The 14442-nt window shown below is 55.0% G+C and carries 16 protein-coding genes and 2 tRNA genes; 10 read left to right on the forward strand and 8 right to left on the reverse strand.

Annotated elements, in window-relative coordinates; translation table 11 throughout:
- Position 1: 1 nt before the first annotated feature.
- Both H1D41_RS02495 and H1D41_RS02500 read left to right on the forward strand, forming a co-directional pair.
- Positions 2–451: a DMT family transporter gene (locus tag H1D41_RS02495; RefSeq protein WP_228847431.1), complete on the forward strand. Its 450-nt coding sequence runs from the start codon at positions 2–4 to the stop codon at positions 449–451.
- Between the two features lie 77 nt (positions 452–528).
- Positions 529–1371: a hypothetical protein gene (locus H1D41_RS02500; protein ID WP_228847432.1), complete on the forward strand. Its 843-nt coding sequence runs from the start codon at positions 529–531 to the stop codon at positions 1369–1371.
- Positions 1372–1377: 6 nt separating this feature from the next.
- Here the strand turns inward: H1D41_RS02500 and H1D41_RS02505 are convergent, their stop codons facing one another.
- Together H1D41_RS02505 and H1D41_RS02510 are read right to left on the reverse strand one after the other, a co-directional pair.
- On the reverse strand, positions 1378–2457 hold the full coding sequence (locus tag H1D41_RS02505) for a dipeptidase (protein WP_228847433.1): 1080 nt from the start codon (positions 2455–2457) through the stop codon (positions 1378–1380).
- 88 nt (positions 2458–2545) lie between these two features.
- Positions 2546–2632, reverse strand: a tRNA-Leu gene (locus H1D41_RS02510).
- A gap of 614 nt (positions 2633–3246) precedes the next feature.
- Between H1D41_RS02510 and H1D41_RS02515 the strand changes: the two genes are divergently transcribed.
- On the forward strand, positions 3247–3453 hold the full coding sequence (locus H1D41_RS02515) for a cold-shock protein (RefSeq protein ID WP_228847434.1): 207 nt from the start codon (positions 3247–3249) through the stop codon (positions 3451–3453).
- A gap of 307 nt (positions 3454–3760) precedes the next feature.
- Here the strand turns inward: H1D41_RS02515 and H1D41_RS02520 are convergent.
- The 3 genes from H1D41_RS02520 to H1D41_RS02530 all read right to left on the reverse strand — a co-directional run bounded on the left by H1D41_RS02520 (position 3761) and on the right by H1D41_RS02530 (position 6261).
- Positions 3761–3834 (reverse strand) — tRNA-Gly (locus tag H1D41_RS02520).
- 104 nt (positions 3835–3938) lie between these two features.
- Complete coding sequence (locus H1D41_RS02525; protein ID WP_228847762.1) at positions 3939–4598, reverse strand: SOS response-associated peptidase; 660 nt, start codon at positions 4596–4598, stop codon at positions 3939–3941.
- A gap of 88 nt (positions 4599–4686) precedes the next feature.
- Complete coding sequence (locus H1D41_RS02530) at positions 4687–6261, reverse strand: bifunctional metallophosphatase/5'-nucleotidase (protein ID WP_228847435.1); 1575 nt, start codon at positions 6259–6261, stop codon at positions 4687–4689.
- Between the two features lie 192 nt (positions 6262–6453).
- On the opposite strand from H1D41_RS02530, the gene H1D41_RS02535 reads away from it, so the two are divergent.
- The 3 genes from H1D41_RS02535 to arsC are packed head-to-tail and all read left to right on the forward strand — an operon-like array spanning position 6454 to position 8203.
- Positions 6454–6792: a DUF952 domain-containing protein gene (locus H1D41_RS02535; protein ID WP_228847763.1), complete on the forward strand. Its 339-nt coding sequence runs from the start codon at positions 6454–6456 to the stop codon at positions 6790–6792.
- Positions 6789–7865 carry a quinone-dependent dihydroorotate dehydrogenase gene (locus tag H1D41_RS02540; protein WP_228847436.1) on the forward strand — a complete coding sequence of 359 codons (1077 nt, stop codon included), beginning with the start codon at positions 6789–6791 and terminating at the stop codon, positions 7863–7865. Before H1D41_RS02535 ends, H1D41_RS02540 begins: the two co-directional genes overlap by 4 nt.
- Positions 7856–8203 carry an arsenate reductase (glutaredoxin) gene (gene arsC, locus H1D41_RS02545; RefSeq protein WP_228847437.1) on the forward strand — a complete coding sequence of 116 codons (348 nt, stop codon included), beginning with the start codon at positions 7856–7858 and terminating at the stop codon, positions 8201–8203. The genes H1D41_RS02540 and arsC overlap by 10 nt, the downstream gene beginning before the upstream one ends.
- Positions 8204–8218: 15 nt before the next feature.
- On the opposite strand, the gene H1D41_RS02550 is transcribed toward arsC, so the two are convergent.
- From H1D41_RS02550 to H1D41_RS02560, 3 genes are read right to left on the reverse strand one after another with little or no spacing between them, the layout of a single operon-like run.
- Positions 8219–9559 carry an MATE family efflux transporter gene (locus tag H1D41_RS02550; RefSeq protein ID WP_228847438.1) on the reverse strand — a complete coding sequence of 447 codons (1341 nt, stop codon included), beginning with the start codon at positions 9557–9559 and terminating at the stop codon, positions 8219–8221.
- A 4-nt stretch (positions 9560–9563) separates the two neighbouring features.
- On the reverse strand, positions 9564–10052 hold the full coding sequence (locus H1D41_RS02555; protein WP_107495532.1) for a PaaI family thioesterase: 489 nt from the start codon (positions 10050–10052) through the stop codon (positions 9564–9566).
- Complete coding sequence (locus H1D41_RS02560; RefSeq protein ID WP_228847439.1) at positions 10049–10531, reverse strand: PaaI family thioesterase; 483 nt, start codon at positions 10529–10531, stop codon at positions 10049–10051. The genes H1D41_RS02555 and H1D41_RS02560 overlap by 4 nt, the downstream gene beginning before the upstream one ends.
- Before the next feature lie 190 nt (positions 10532–10721).
- On the opposite strand from H1D41_RS02560, the gene H1D41_RS02565 reads away from it, so the two are divergent.
- From H1D41_RS02565 to H1D41_RS02580, 4 genes are all read left to right on the forward strand, one after another.
- Positions 10722–11111: a MerR family transcriptional regulator gene (locus H1D41_RS02565; RefSeq protein WP_228847440.1), complete on the forward strand. Its 390-nt coding sequence runs from the start codon at positions 10722–10724 to the stop codon at positions 11109–11111.
- 237 nt (positions 11112–11348) lie between these two features.
- Positions 11349–11711, forward strand: a complete 363-nt coding sequence (locus tag H1D41_RS02570) for a MerR family transcriptional regulator (protein WP_107495568.1) — start codon at positions 11349–11351, stop codon at positions 11709–11711.
- 14 nt (positions 11712–11725) lie between these two features.
- Entirely contained in the window at positions 11726–13504 is a 1779-nt protein-coding gene (locus H1D41_RS02575) for an acyl-CoA dehydrogenase (protein WP_228847441.1), read from the forward strand.
- Between the two features lie 300 nt (positions 13505–13804).
- A complete protein-coding gene (locus H1D41_RS02580) occupies positions 13805–14440 on the forward strand; it encodes a glutathione S-transferase family protein (RefSeq protein WP_228847442.1) in 636 nt (211 codons plus the stop codon).
- Positions 14441–14442: the final 2 nt, after the last annotated feature.

Here is a 14442-nt window from a genome sequence, read left to right on the forward strand (position 1 = left end):
CATGAACCCGACCACTTTCTATGCTTCGATCATGCTTGCTGCCGGGATCGGCATTCCTGTGCTGGCGGCGCTGAACGCACGTCTGGGGCAACATCTGGGTTCCCCGGCCGCCGCAGGGTTCATCCTGTTCATCGTCGCTCTGACCTCGACCGCTTGTGTAATGATGCTGACCTCTGGTCCTTCTGTATTGAAGCTTGCCCCGACAGCCCCGAAACATCTGTTCATGGCCGGTTTCCTGGTCACCTTTTACCTGCTCTCCATCACCTGGATCGCCCCGAAATTCGGCGTGGGCAATGCTGTGTTCTTTGTGCTTCTGGGTCAGATGATCTCGGCTGCGGCAATTGACCACTGGGGATTGTTCGGTGCGCAGACGTCGCCCCTCACCTTCACCCGCGCCCTTGGCGTTGGCACAATGGCGCTTGGCGTCTGGATCACACAGCTTGGCCGTTGATCAACTCCGCGCGACCAAAGATTGCAGCTGCCGGGCAAAATGCGCTATCAATGAAGCGTAAGTAACCGGACGGGCCCGTGGATTTAGTGATCGACAATCAGATAATTTTCATCGCCGGATGTTTTTTCATTGGCGTACTTGGCACCTGGTTTATGCTGCGGTGCAACTGTACGCGCAAAGGCTGGTATATTGCGGATCTGATGTGGGTCGGCCTTGGGGGCTTTGGGGCGGTGACAGCCCTGCTGGCTGGCGTCTGGCAGGAAGACAGCTCGCGCCTTGATCGCCAGATCGCGGTGGCCTTTGCCGTGACCCGGCAGTTTGAACATGACGCCGCGCGTTTCCGCCTGACCTTTTGTGATGATGCGCCACTTGCGCAGGGAACAGAAGACGATGTGGCTATGCTCTGTGACAAGGTTGAATTCCTCTCGGCCTCTGTTTCCGGAAACCGCCAGCTGCCCCTGTTCTATGAAGTTGCACGCACTCCGACACCGCTGGAAGAACTTGGTATCTTGCTGAGCGTCTGGGGCGGTCGCCCACATGATGATATGGAAGAGGCCGGGATGACCCCAACAGGCCAGGGATTTGACCCTATGGAGCTGCTGGTGTTTGAGGCCCGCGATATGGGCACCGAAGAAGCGCTGCAATCCCTGATCACCTTCGCAAAGACTGCCAGTGCCTCTGACGCCAACGCGGCCTATTCCGCACGCGCAGGGTTCATTGTGATCGCCCAGGCTTATGACGAATTGCTGGCCCAGGTATCCGGGCTGAAACAGGAATGGGATTTTCTGCAGGAAAACGTGTTGCTTCTGCTGTTGCAAATCTTCGCACTTTGCCTTGTGGCCTTTGCGGCCCCTTTCCGCATCGGGAAATCCCTGGTTGATCTGGGCAATCCCCCTGATCTGGGCGACAGCGCATTCTGACCTGATTCAATCCCCTTTCCAGGTGCGCTCCAGAACCTGCATCCAGTTTTCAAAACACAGCTTGTGGATCAGGGCATCGCTATACCCATGGTCTCGCATAGCTTTGACCAACACAGGCAGCCCCGCCACATCGTGAATTGAAACGGGAACGGTCGCACCGTCAAAATCTGAACCCAACCCGACGTGATCCTCACCACAGATCCTGATCATATGATCAAGATGCATCAGCATATCTGTCACAGGCGTTTCGGGTAACATCTTGCCGTCCGGGCGCAGAAAAGCCGTTGCAAAATTCAGCCCGATCATGCCTTTGCTTTCACCGATCGCCTGCAATTGCCGATCCGTCAGATTCCGGGCATGTGGACAGATCGCATGCGCATTGGAATGGGTCGCAACAAGTGGCGCATCGGAAAGTTCAGCCACATCCCAAAACCCTTTTTCGTTCAGGTGGCTCAGATCCACCATCACACCCAGGGCATTGCATTTCCGGATAAGTGCTTTGCCAGCCGGGGTAAGGCCTTCGCCGATATCGCCGTCAGACGGATAGGCAAACGGAACGCCTTCCGCAAAAATTGTCGGACGGGACCACACGGGCCCAAGTGAACGCAAACCAGCCGCATAGAACACATCCAGGGCAACAAGATCAGCGTCAATCGCCTCGGCACCTTCCATATGCATGATGGCAGCAATCCTTCCTGAAGAAACGGTTTCACGGATGTCTTTGACGGAACGGCAGATCTTTACAGCGCCCTGTCGCTCCATTTCGATCAGGATACCCATCTGTGTCAAAGCAACGGGCAGTGCATTCCGATATTCCAGCGCTTGAGGAAGCGGAAGGTTATATGCTGGTTTCAGCATTTCAGAAAAGAGATCACCGCCAGGATCTTCTGACGGGACATAAATCGCAAAGAATCCGCCTGCAAATCCCCCTGTCTCACTGCGGGGTATGTCAATATGCCCACTGCACCCCTGAACAAAACGGGCCACGGCATCTCTGACATCACCCTTCGCAGGAACCATCCCGTTGAGCTTCAGCAAAACGTCGTTGTGACCATCGAAAATCAACTGCGGATCTTGCTGTACCATCTGATCTGTCTCCCTGTTTCGACAGAAAAGAATGAACTACAGTTGCTGCCTGTAAGAAAGTACAAATCACAGATGTTTCAGAGAAATATGGTACGGGCGACGGGACTTGAACCCGTAAGCTAATAAAAGCGAGGGATTTTAAGTCCCTTGTGTCTACCGATTCCACCACGCCCGCATCATAGACCAAAACGACGGATCTGCCTGAACAGGTATCTTTTCGCCTCTGTCTTATCCCATGTGATAAAGTTTCATGCTGCCGGGTGCAACCCGGTCTTTAACTGAAAACATTCGGTATCCGACCTGCAAAAATGAGGCACAGGATCGACAATAAAAATCGTCCCCCTCAACGGAATAGAATGGAAGCAACCGGAGCAGTCAGCGTGATTCCAAATTCCAGAAAATCGCTTTACTTTCAACAAATGGGCATCCTGCACTTTGTATGGCCGGCACAATATTTTCAAAGGGTTACAATCAATGTGTCCCAGTATGTCTATTCCGCCGCACAAGTATGGGGACTTACAGGTGGTGCGTTTCATAGCCTGGGCAATCCACCATCCGATAGAATCTACATTGTTCCCAACTCCGACAGCCACAACACTCGCACGACCAAACTTGACAGATTTTCAATCGCCCCTTGCAATTTAGGTTGATTTCATCCATCAGCACCTTGCTAACGTTCTTCTTTTTCGACCAACTGTCCCCTGCTATCTGGCGCTCAGTCTTTCGATCCAGACCGACCACGCCAGGCAGCCGCACTAATGCGGGCTGCAATAATAGGAGATTACGGACATGGCCACAGGCACCGTAAAATGGTTTAATACTACAAAAGGCTTCGGCTTCATCGCACCTGAAGGCGGCGGAAGTGACGTTTTTGTACACATTTCTGCAGTCGAACGCTCTGGTCTGTCTGACCTTGCGGACAACCAGAAAGTAACTTTCGACACCGAAGCCAGCCGCGACGGTCGTGAAAGCGCTGTGAACCTCGAACTGGTATAAACCATTCCGAGTTGAGAATTCTGAAACGCGACACCAGATCTGGTGTCGCGTTTTGCATTTCAGGTCGCCGATTCATCTGTTGCGATTTTGATCACGTTGCAGACAGTTTTTGATCATCGCAACTCCCCCCCTGCAATCCGAATGCCCTGCCCACTGAGCAATCAAGGCAGAAGGACGCCAAGTATCAGATCATATCAATGCAGTGCCCTGAAGGGCTGGATTGGTAGTCAACGTGCCTCACACTCGTTTATTCGTGGAACACGAAACGCAAAAATTGCCTGATAGATGTAGAAAAAATGGGATTGTATGGAGCGGGTAGCGGGAATCGAACCCGCGCCTTAAGCTTGGAAGGCTCTTATGATACCATTTCACCATACCCGCGCTCGTGGGATTGAGTATGACACCCTCCTGGGAAGGTCAAGACCTTCTCTGGCTTTTCCTGCGCCCACTTCCATACAAAGGTATTCAGAGACGTACCCGGGATGTTAAGCGTCTGTCAGGGGAAGGATCAGCTGCGCCCCGGCAGCCTGGTTTGAGTTCACGTCTTTTCTCACGCGGTGGCAGGTGAACCGCCCTTCTGGTGAGGGCGTCATCAGTCGCGCGGCGCCGTGGCCTTCTTCCCCCAGCCACAAACCCCATTCCTCCGGTGTCAGCGTCACAGGCATCCGGTGATGCACCTTTGACAGGGTTTCATTCGCCGCCGTCGTCACAATCGCACAGCTGTTTGTCCCATCGCCCCAGCTCTGCCAGATGCCAGCCAGCACAGCGGGTGTTTTATCCGTTGGCCAGAAATACCAGGGCAGACGATTTCCATCTGTACCTTTCTGCCATTCATACCAACCCGATACCGGGATCAGACAGCGCCTCTGGCGGCAGGCCTCCCGGAAGGCAGGTTTTTCGGCGAGTGTTTCTGCCCTCGCGTTAATCAAAAGCGGCCCGTCTGTTTCAGTTTTATACCAATGTGGCAGGAAGCCCCAGCGCATGGATACAAAGCGCCGGGCGTCAGCACCACCGGTCACCACCGCGATCTGATCTGTCGGGCACAGGTTGTAATTGGGATCTGTCGGCAGATTGTTCGCAGGCAAAGCAGCAAACATCTGCGCCATGGCGTCATTTGGAAGGGTTACTACAAGGCGTCCACACATGGGCATATTCTGCCAGTCCACTGGCAGCTCAGCAAACAAAAAGGGCGCAGCCAACCGGCCACGCCCTCTTCAATTCTGTCACGCAGATTTATTGCTGTTCAATACGGCCATCTGTGTAAGGCGCGTTGTCGCCATTGGCTGCCATATATTCAGCCAGAACATCTGCAACATCCGGGCCATAATCGTAGACGTTTTCAGCATCACGGAACATTTTGTAACCGTCGCCACCGCCACGCACATAGTTGTTGGACACAAGCGTATAGGTTTTTGCCGGATCAATCGCGACCCAGGCGTCACCTTCAGACACGAGAACCTCTTTCACGCGGCCTTCATTCGGTGCAACAGAGGCATCAAATGTGAAACGCAGACCAGCAACCTGTGGGAAGCGCCCTTTGACTTCTTCAATCTGGCTTACGCCGTTTTCAAGCGCATCGATCACAGTCTGACCGGACACCTGGAAGGTAGACAGCGTGTTCTGGAACGGCAGTACAGTCAGAACTTCGCCCATGGTCACATCACCCGCATCAATAGACGCGCGGATACCACCAGAGTTCGCGATCGCAATGCTAACGCCCTGATCCGCAACACGGGCCAGCATCGCGTCGGCCACCAGGTTGCCCATCGGACATTCCTGCACACGGCAAACGGAACGGTCACCTTCAATCACGTCAGTTGAAGAAGCCACAACACGTTGACGGATTTCTTCCAGCGGTTCACCCAGTTCGGTGATACGTGCAACTGTTGCATCATCTTCCGTAACAGACGCATCCATGATCAGAGGCTCGCCCACCGCTTCGGTGATCTTGCCTTCATCATCAAAGGTTACATTCAGTTCGCCCAGGAATTTACCGTAAGCATAGGCCTGCACAACGGCAGTGTCGCCAACCATGGTCGGGTAAGGGCCAACCGCGCGTTCATTGGTGTTGGACAGCAGCGTGTTAGAATGCCCACCAACGATGATATCAACACCGGTGGTTTCCGCAGCAACGCGCTGATCCACGTCATAGCCAGAGTGCGACAGAACAACGATCTTGTTCACGCCTTCAGCAGTCAAACGGTCAACCTCAGCCTGAACCGCAGGCACAGGGTCAGAGAAGGTCACATTCGGGCCAGGGCTTGCCAGCTCATCCGTGTCCTGTGGTGTCAGACCGATCAGGCCGATTTTCTCACCACCACGTTCGATCACGACAGATTTTTCAATCACGTCAGAAATCAGAGGCTCGTTTGAGAAATCCGCATTGGACATGAGGATCGGGAAGTTTACGGTTTCAGCAAAGCCGCGCAGCACTTCCGGGCCATCGTCGAATTCGTGGTTGCCCACGGTCATCGCGTCATAGCCAAGGTTGTTCATCATTTCAGCAGCCACAGCACCTTTGTAATAGGTGTAATACAGCGTGCCCTGGAACTGGTCACCGCCATCCACAAGGATAGAGTTGTTGGAACGCGTACGCGCATCTGCAACAGCGGTTACAAGACGGGCAGAACCACCGAAACATTCGCCTTCTGCGTTTTTCTCAGCAGAGCAGCCGGAATCATATTTGCTGATCGGCTGAAAGCGTGCGTGAAAGTCGTTGGTGTGCAGCACTGTCAGCGTGTAATCGGCACTTGCGGCACCGGCTGACAAGGCCAGCGCACCGGCGGTTGTCATCAATTTTTTGATCATTGGGAATCCCCCTGGTTGGAATCCTTTACAGACTTACGCCAATCTGTCCCTAAGTCAAAACCCGACCTTAAGGCATTTGGCTGGCAAAGCGGGTTTTCTCCACAACCACCGGGCGTGTAGGCCCTTTATATTCAACGCATTTGCGACAAAGCTGCTCTTGACCTGCGCCTGTCAGGCGGGCACATGAACCATATGTATATCTATAAGATCCTGCGTGCCCCGGAATGGGCAGACCTTGAACAGAACGGCGAAAGCCTTGGTGCCCCGATTGACTTGGAAGATGGCTATATCCATTTTTCAACCGCTGAACAGGCTCAGGAAACCGCCGCAAAGCATTTTTCCGATGTTGAAGGGCTGAAACTGCTGGCCTTTGACCCCAAAGTTTACGGCACTGACCTGAAATGGGAGGTGTCCCGTGGTGATGCACTTTTCCCGCATCTTTACCGAAAACTGACACTTATGGGGTTAGCCTGGGTCCGGGATCTGCCCCTTGAAAACGGAACACATATTTTTCCTGAGGATATGGAATGAAATTTGTCGAACGTGCCGGCCTGAGCGCCCTGCGCCAGCTTGATCCCGAACGCGCCCATGGTCTTGCAATCAAAGCCCTGAAATCCGGGCTTGCCCCTGCACCCGCGGCCCTGCCCGATATGCCCCGGCTGAAATGCGAATTCGCGGGGCTGAAACTCAGCAACCCTGTTGGACTGGCCGCAGGTTTCGACAAAAACGCCGAAGTCATCGATCCGCTTCTGAAGATGGGCTTTGGCTTTATCGAGGTCGGCGCAGCCACACCGCGCCCCCAGGATGGCAACCCAAAGCCCCGCCTTTTCCGCCTGCCCCAGGATCAGGGCGTGATCAATCGTTTCGGTTTTAACAATCAGGGCATGTCCGTAATCGGTGCCCGTCTTGCAGACCGCGAACAGGCAGATGGCAAACGCAAAGGCATTGTCGGGCTAAACCTTGGTGCAAACAAAGACAGCGAAGATCGCGCCGGTGATTTTGCCCGCGTTCTGGCCCATTGCGGTGCGGATATTGACTTTGCAACGGTGAATGTCTCTTCCCCCAATACAGAAAAGCTGCGTGACCTTCAGGGCGCAGATGCTTTGACTGCTTTGCTCAACGGCGTTCTCGAAACTCGTGATACCCTGAACGCACCAATCCCGGTCTTCCTGAAGATCGCCCCGGATCTGACCGATGCAGAGATCGTTGAAATCGTCGCAGTGGCTTTTGACACCGGAATCGACGGCATTATCACAACCAACACCACACTGGACCGGGACGGGTTGCAAAGCCGCCATAAGGGCCAGGCAGGTGGTCTTTCTGGGGCGCCTCTGTTTAACAAATCCACCCGTGTCCTGGCCCGTGTTGCCTATGAAACCGGTGGTGCTATTCCCCTGATGGGCGTGGGCGGCATTTCATCTGCTGAAGATGCCTTTGCAAAAATTCGTGCAGGTGCCAGTGCTGTGCAGCTCTATTCCGCGCTTGTGTATAAGGGCATGTCTCTGGTCACCGACATCCGATTTGGTCTGGATCAGCTTTTGGCTTACCACGGCTATAAAAATATCTCAGAAGCCGTCGGGACGGAGACCAAAAAATGGCTGTAACTGAAATCTGGCACAATCCACGCTGTTCCAAATCCCGCCAGACACTGGCGATTTTAGAAGAACGCGGCATCGCCCCGCAAATCCGTCTTTACCTGCAGGATGGTCCGGATGAAGCCACGCTGCGTGCGGTTCTGACAGAACTGGATAAGACCCCGGCTGAAATCATGCGGGTAAAAGATGCCCTGTTCAAAGATCTGGGTCTGAACAAAGACACAGCGCCCGATGATCTTATCCGGGCTATGGTGGCAAACCCTGCGCTGATTGAACGCCCGATTGTGCGCCAGGGCGGTAAAGCCCGCATGGGTCGCCCGCCGGAAGATGTGCTTGAGATTATCTGAGCCCTGATCCGGCTGTCAGCCGGGATGCACTGCCCCGACCCGTGCCTCAAGGCGCGGGTAATACCAGCCAAGCGTTGCGCCCCGCGCGACATTCAGAACCACCAGTGCCGCCCAGAGGCCATGATTGCCCATCAGGGGCAATAACACCAACAGTGCCACGATATAAATCGCCACAGAAACCAGCATCGCGTTGCGCATCTCGCGCGTCCAGATCGCCCCAACAAAGATCCCGTCGAACATATAAGATGCCAGGCTGATCGGCGGCAGGATCGCGGCCCAAAGCAGGAATTCCCGCCCGGCTATCCGGACCTCTTCCGATTTTGCCATCAGATCAATGATCCCGGGCCCGGCCACCCAGAAAACCAGCCCCAGCAACAGCGCCCCGCCCATACCCCATTGCGAGGACATCCAGGAGGCCCGGCGCAGCTCTCGCCGGTTGCCCGCACCGGATGCGGCGCCCACAAGTGCTTCAGCAGAAAAGGCAAATCCATCCAGCGCATAAGCCGTGATCTCAACGAATTGCAAAAGCACCTGATTGGCCGCCAGTGTGACATCGCCGAAATCTGATCCCAGAAACAGAAAAGCTGTGAAAGACCCGGTCAACACCACGGAACGAATCATAATGTCTGCGTTCACCAGCATCATCTTTTTCAGACGCGCCTTGTCAAAAATCCGCGACCAGTCACACCATTGTTTGCCTGTAAAAGCACTGCGGCACAGGTACAGGCCAAGAAGAAGGCCACTCCATTCCGCAATCAGCGTCGCAATCGCCACACCTTCCACGCCCCAGCCCAGCTGCAACACGAACAGCAGATCCAGCAGAATATTCACACCATTCATCCAGAGCTGCAGGATCAGAACACCCCGGGTCTTTTCCATGGCAATCAACCAGCCGGTGATTGCAAACAGGGCAATCGTCGCCGGTGCTCCCCAGATGCGGATGCTCATATATTGCTTTGCCAGGGTTTCGACTTCGGCAGACGCAGGCGAGAGCGCAAAGGCGCCTGCAAACAACGCCCATTGCGTCAGAATAAAGATCAGACCCGCAGCGCCGCCGATCATCAAGCCGCGCATCAGTAGCGCACCACCTTCTTTCAGATCCCCTGCCCCGCGCGCCTGGGCCGCAAGGCCCGTTGTACCCATACGCAGAAAACCAAAGATCCAGTAAATCGCCGAGAGGATCACGGCCCCGATACCAACGGCACCAATCGGCGCGGCTTCCCCCAGTTGGCCGACCACACCGGTATCCACCAACCCAAGGATCGGCACCGTGGCGTTTGACAAAACAATCGGCGCAGCTATCGCAAGAATGCGTTTATGGGTGATGTCGGCTGGCGCGTGACTGGCATCAGACACAGAGTTAATCCTTTGACGGCATCAGAAAATGCCCGGTGGCCTGGGCAAAGAGTTTCGTGCGATTGTCCTGCCAGGCCTCCACATGCACACTGGCATAGCGACGGCCAGACCGGTTCACCCGCGCCCGTGCATAGGCATCGCGCGGCAGGCCAGAGCGCAGGTAATCCACGGTGAAATCGATGGTTTTCGGCAGGCGCGGAAAATCCTCGGGGCTGATTTCACCATGCTCGATATCCGCCCATAGCATGGACCAGCTGAGTTCCGTGATCGCTGTCATCTCAAGGAAAGCCGCAATCGCACCACCATGCAGTGCGGGCAACACGGGGTTGCCGATCAGATCTTCTTTAAACGGCATGATCCCGGTCAGTTCATCACCCCGGCGATCAAAATGAATGCCCAGGAATTGTGCATAAGGAATACGACCAACAAGCGCTTTTAACGCGCCATCGCGACGTTGTTTAATCACCTGCACGGGTTCGGGTTTGCGGCTCATAGCACGGTTCCCTTTACAGTATCGCCCACGTTTTTCAGGCGCTCCGGATCGCGTGGATCATTGGCGGATGCCGTGAAGGCTGCCGTCGCAGTCGCCACCGGATTTTCCATATCCTCATCATAAGCGGTCGCTCGCACAAATGCGACAGAACGTGTTACATGATAACATTCGGCCCGGCACAGGATGCGCTGATGCGGTGTTGCGGAACGCATATAGTCAATCCGCAGATCAATGGTCGCTGTGATTGTTGCCAGTTGTGGATGGCTCATCACCGCCGCCCCGCAACAGGTATCCATCAATGCTGAAATCGCCCCACCATGGATCACGCCGGTTTCCGGGTCCCCAATGAAACGTTCATCATAATCCATGGTCAGTTCGGCCCAGCCGTCCCCGACACCCGCCACCTGCATATCCAGCGCCTTCCCATGGGGCAGCGCCTCCATAAACTGGCGGGTCAGCTTGGTTTTCTGTTCATTCATGACATGATCCTGCGCTACGGGCTTTCTTTCATCTATCGGTGCCATTTGGTCAGGCGCAAGGCTTTTCCAAAACATCCCGGCGTCATCCTTATGCATTTCACTCAACAATTGATAAATCATGGGGTAATTGACTTCATGGTCAGAAACCCTAGTCTGGCGCCGACCACGAACCACGGAATACGCCAGATTTATGCCCGAAGACGACACGCCCATCCGCCTGAACTTCAAAGAAATGTGCGCCCGTTTTGACGTCACGCCGCGCACCCTGCGTTACTATGAATATATCGAACTTCTGACGCCCGAGAAGGAAGGTCGCAGCCGTTTCTATGGTCCGACAGAAGTCGCCCGCATGGTGCTGATCCTGCGGGGAAGACGATTCGGCTTTTCGCTGGAAGAAATGCGCCAGTGGCTGGAACTTTATGAAACAGAAGGCACAGATGCACAGCGCGAAGAATGGCGGGCCATGGCAGATCGACAGCTGAAAGTCCTGCGTCAGCAGCGTATTGATCTGGATGCGACCATTTCTGAACTGGAAGAACTGCACCGCGAAACTTTGGGTGAACCAATCCCTGAAGAATGACCTTCTTCTTAAAAAACAAAATGATACGCCCCTGGTGCTTTGCCCGCATCAGGGGTTTTTCGTTCTGTTCACCAGGGTTTCACTCAATTTTGACGTGACGTTTCGTTTACGTAAACGTCAACTTGTGCTTATCATATTCTCAACTGCCCGCATTCCCCGCGGCCCGAAGATGAGGAGAACCCAGTGACAGAGGCTATCGAACCTGACACCGCCGAAAACTGCCGCTCCATCCGCGAGATGTGTGATGCCTTTGACGTCACGCCGCGCACGCTGCGGTTTTATGAGGCCAAGGAACTGTTGTTCCCAATCCGCGACGGACAGCGCCGCCTGTTTACCCGCCGGGATGCAGCGCGCCTGAAACTGATCCTGCGCGGCAAACGCTTTGGCTTTTCGCTGGAAGAAATCCGTCAGCTTCTGGATCTTTATGACATCGGCGATCAGCAGGAAACACAGCTGACCCGCACCCTTGACGTCGCCTACGAACGTCACGCCGCAATGATTGCCCAGCGTGAAGAACTGACCCAGGCGATTGCCGACCTGGAAGACCAGCTGAAGTGGGTGGAGAACCACCTTACCGCAATGAAAAATAAGAATTCCTGACAGGAGACCCCGCCATGACCACCTACACTGCCCCCGTGAAAGACATGCAATTCATCCTGCACGAGATGCTGGATGTCTCCACCTCCGGCATTCCCGGCTACGACGAACTTGAGGCGGATTTCACCTCTGCCGTGCTGGAAGAAGCCGGCAAAATCGCATCCGAAGTCATGCATCCGCTGAACGCGACAGGCGACCAGGAAGGCTGCACCCTGGAAAACGGCGTTGTGCGCACCCCAACCGGGTTCAAAGCAGCGTTTGATCAGGTGCGCGAAGGCGGCTGGACCGCGTTGGATTGCGATCCGGAATATGGCGGCCAGGGCATGCCCTATGTGCTGAACACCGCAGTGAACGAAATGTTCTCATCCTCTAACATGGCCTTCAACATGTACGCGGGCCTGACCCACGGTGCATATTCCGCCATTCACGCCCATGGTTCGGATGAACAGAAGGCGAAATATCTGCCCAAAATGGTGTCCTGCGAATGGACCGGCACCATGAACCTGACCGAACCGCATTGCGGCACCGATCTGGGCCTGATGCGTACCAAGGCGGAACCACAGGGCGACGGCAGCTATAAGGTTTCCGGTCAGAAGATCTTTATCTCTGCCGGTGAAAACGACCTGTCTGACAACATCATTCACCTGGTACTGGCAAAGATCCCGGGCGGCCCGGACGGCATCAAGGGCGTTTCCCTGTTCATCGTGCCAAAGTTCATCGTGAACGAGAACGGCACCCCGGGCGAACGCAATGGCGTGTCCGTTGGCAATATCGAAAAGAAAATGGGCATCCACGGCAACGCCACCTGTGTCATGAACTACGACGAAGCCACTGGTTGGCTGCTGGGCGAAGAACACAAAGGCATGCGCGCCATGTTCACCATGATGAACGAAGCGCGCATGGGCGTTGGCCTGCAGGGCTATGCCCAGGCGGAAATCGCCTATCAGAACGCGGTGTCTTACGCCCATGATCGTCTGCAGGGACGTGACGTGACCGGTGTGAAAAACCCCGATGGTCCCGCAGATCCGCTGATCGTGCATCCGGACATCCGCCGCACCCTGATGGATCAGCGCAGCTTTGCAGAGGGCGCGCGTGCCTTCACAATGTGGGGCGCTTCCATGATCGACCGCGCCCACCGCAGCGAAGATAAAGACGCAGATGGTCTGATCTCCCTGCTGACGCCGGTTGTGAAAGGCTTCCTGACGGATCAGGGCTTTAACATGTGTGTCGCAGCCCAACAGGTTTACGGCGGTCACGGCTATATCGAAGAACACGGCATGAGCCAGTTCACCCGCGACGCTCGCATCACCCAGATCTATGAGGGCGCAAACGGCGTTCAGGCGCTGGATCTTGTCGGCCGCAAACTGGCTCAGGACGGCGGCAAACATGTGATGGCCTTCTTTGATCTCGTGAAGAGTTTCATCAAGGAAAACAGCGATAACGAAGCGCTGAATGATGGCTTTCTCGAGCCCCTGAAAGCCGCCTCTAAAGATCTGCAGGCGGCTGCCATGTATTTCATGCAAAACGGCATGAAAAACCCAAACCACGCGCTGGCCGGGTCCACTGACTTCATGCATCTCTTTGGTCATGTCTGCCTGGGTCTCATCTGGTCACAAATGGGTAAGGCCGCCATGGGTGCGCTTGAAAAGGGCGCAGCGGATGCTGATTTCTATACCAATAAGATCAAAACCGGCCGCTACTATATGGCCCGCCAACTACCTGCCACCAAGATGCATCTTGCACGCATTGAAAGCGGCGCAGATCCGGTAATGGATCTGGCTCCGGGCGCATTCTGAGGAAACCGATGATACAAAAAACGCAAATATTCCCGCGCGATATGAGTGCAGTATGCCTCCGGCGAGAGTATTTGTCGCAAGATGAAACACCATCACCCCACCACCGGACGCAGACGCCTGAAATGACTTCAGACCGGGCCCGACAATGGGGCTTCACCTTGCACGGCCATCGGCTCTCCAGCCTATACCGTGCGTTCAATCTAGCGCGATTCTGGTTAACGAAACGTGACGCGCCCCTTTCATCTTGCTCAAAATACTCAAATCCCGAACTCACCACATATGCCAACGGGGAGGTTGCGCATGACCATTAAACTCTATTGCTTCGGCGAAAGCGGTAACGCCTATAAGGCGGCACTGCCGCTTGAGCTTTCAGGCCTTGCCTGGGAGGCTGCTTACGTAGATTTCTTCAACGGTGCTTCGCGCACAGAAGAATTCCTGGAAATCAACGTCATGGGCGAAGTGCCCGCCTTGGTCGACGGAGATCTGACGCTGACACAATCCGGCGCGATCCAGGCTTATATTTCAGAGAAGTCCGGCAAATTTGCAGGCGAAACGCCCGAAGAAGAGCGCGAGGTACTGCGCTGGGTGCTTTGGGACAATCATAAACTATCGTCGCAAGCTGGCATGACCCGGTTCCTCATGAATTTCCTGCCCGAAAACAAACGCCCGCAAGAGGTCATCGCCTTCAGCCAAGGCCGCCTGAGAAACGCATATAAGACCCTGAACGCCGCTCTGGAAGGTCGCGACTGGCTTGTCGGCAACAGCCCGACCAATGCAGATTTCTCCTGCTGCGGCTATCTCTTTTACCCGGAACCCTTCGGTTTCGACCGCACAGCCTGGCCCCATATTGATGCCTGGCTTTCGCGTATCGAGGCCCTGCCCGGCTACAAACATCCCTATGATCTCATGCCCGGCTCTCCCGCCGATCGCGCATAAAG

Source organism: Halocynthiibacter styelae (assembly GCF_016123485.1).
GTDB lineage: Bacteria > Pseudomonadota > Alphaproteobacteria > Rhodobacterales > Rhodobacteraceae > Halocynthiibacter > Halocynthiibacter styelae.

Bases quoted from the DNA above. Each gene is read 5' to 3' on its own strand.
- H1D41_RS02495 (WP_228847431.1), top strand. From the start codon at position 2: ATGAACCCGACCACTTTCTATGCTTCGATCATGCTTGCTGCCGGGATC.
- H1D41_RS02505 (WP_228847433.1), bottom strand. From the start codon at position 2,457: ATGGTACAGCAAGATCCGCAGTTGATTTTCGATGGTCACAACGACGTT.
- H1D41_RS02515 (WP_228847434.1), top strand. From the start codon at position 3,247: ATGGCCACAGGCACCGTAAAATGGTTTAATACTACAAAAGGCTTCGGC.
- H1D41_RS02525 (WP_228847762.1), bottom strand. From the start codon at position 4,598: ATGTGTGGACGCCTTGTAGTAACCCTTCCAAATGACGCCATGGCGCAG.
- H1D41_RS02530 (WP_228847435.1), bottom strand. From the start codon at position 6,261: ATGATCAAAAAATTGATGACAACCGCCGGTGCGCTGGCCTTGTCAGCC.
- H1D41_RS02535 (WP_228847763.1), top strand. From the start codon at position 6,454: ATGTATATCTATAAGATCCTGCGTGCCCCGGAATGGGCAGACCTTGAA.
- H1D41_RS02540 (WP_228847436.1), top strand. From the start codon at position 6,789: ATGAAATTTGTCGAACGTGCCGGCCTGAGCGCCCTGCGCCAGCTTGAT.
- arsC (WP_228847437.1), top strand. From the start codon at position 7,856: ATGGCTGTAACTGAAATCTGGCACAATCCACGCTGTTCCAAATCCCGC.
- H1D41_RS02555 (WP_107495532.1), bottom strand. From the start codon at position 10,052: ATGAGCCGCAAACCCGAACCCGTGCAGGTGATTAAACAACGTCGCGAT.
- H1D41_RS02560 (WP_228847439.1), bottom strand. From the start codon at position 10,531: ATGAATGAACAGAAAACCAAGCTGACCCGCCAGTTTATGGAGGCGCTG.
- H1D41_RS02565 (WP_228847440.1), top strand. From the start codon at position 10,722: ATGCCCGAAGACGACACGCCCATCCGCCTGAACTTCAAAGAAATGTGC.
- H1D41_RS02570 (WP_107495568.1), top strand. From the start codon at position 11,349: ATGTGTGATGCCTTTGACGTCACGCCGCGCACGCTGCGGTTTTATGAG.
- H1D41_RS02575 (WP_228847441.1), top strand. From the start codon at position 11,726: ATGACCACCTACACTGCCCCCGTGAAAGACATGCAATTCATCCTGCAC.
- H1D41_RS02580 (WP_228847442.1), top strand. From the start codon at position 13,805: ATGACCATTAAACTCTATTGCTTCGGCGAAAGCGGTAACGCCTATAAG.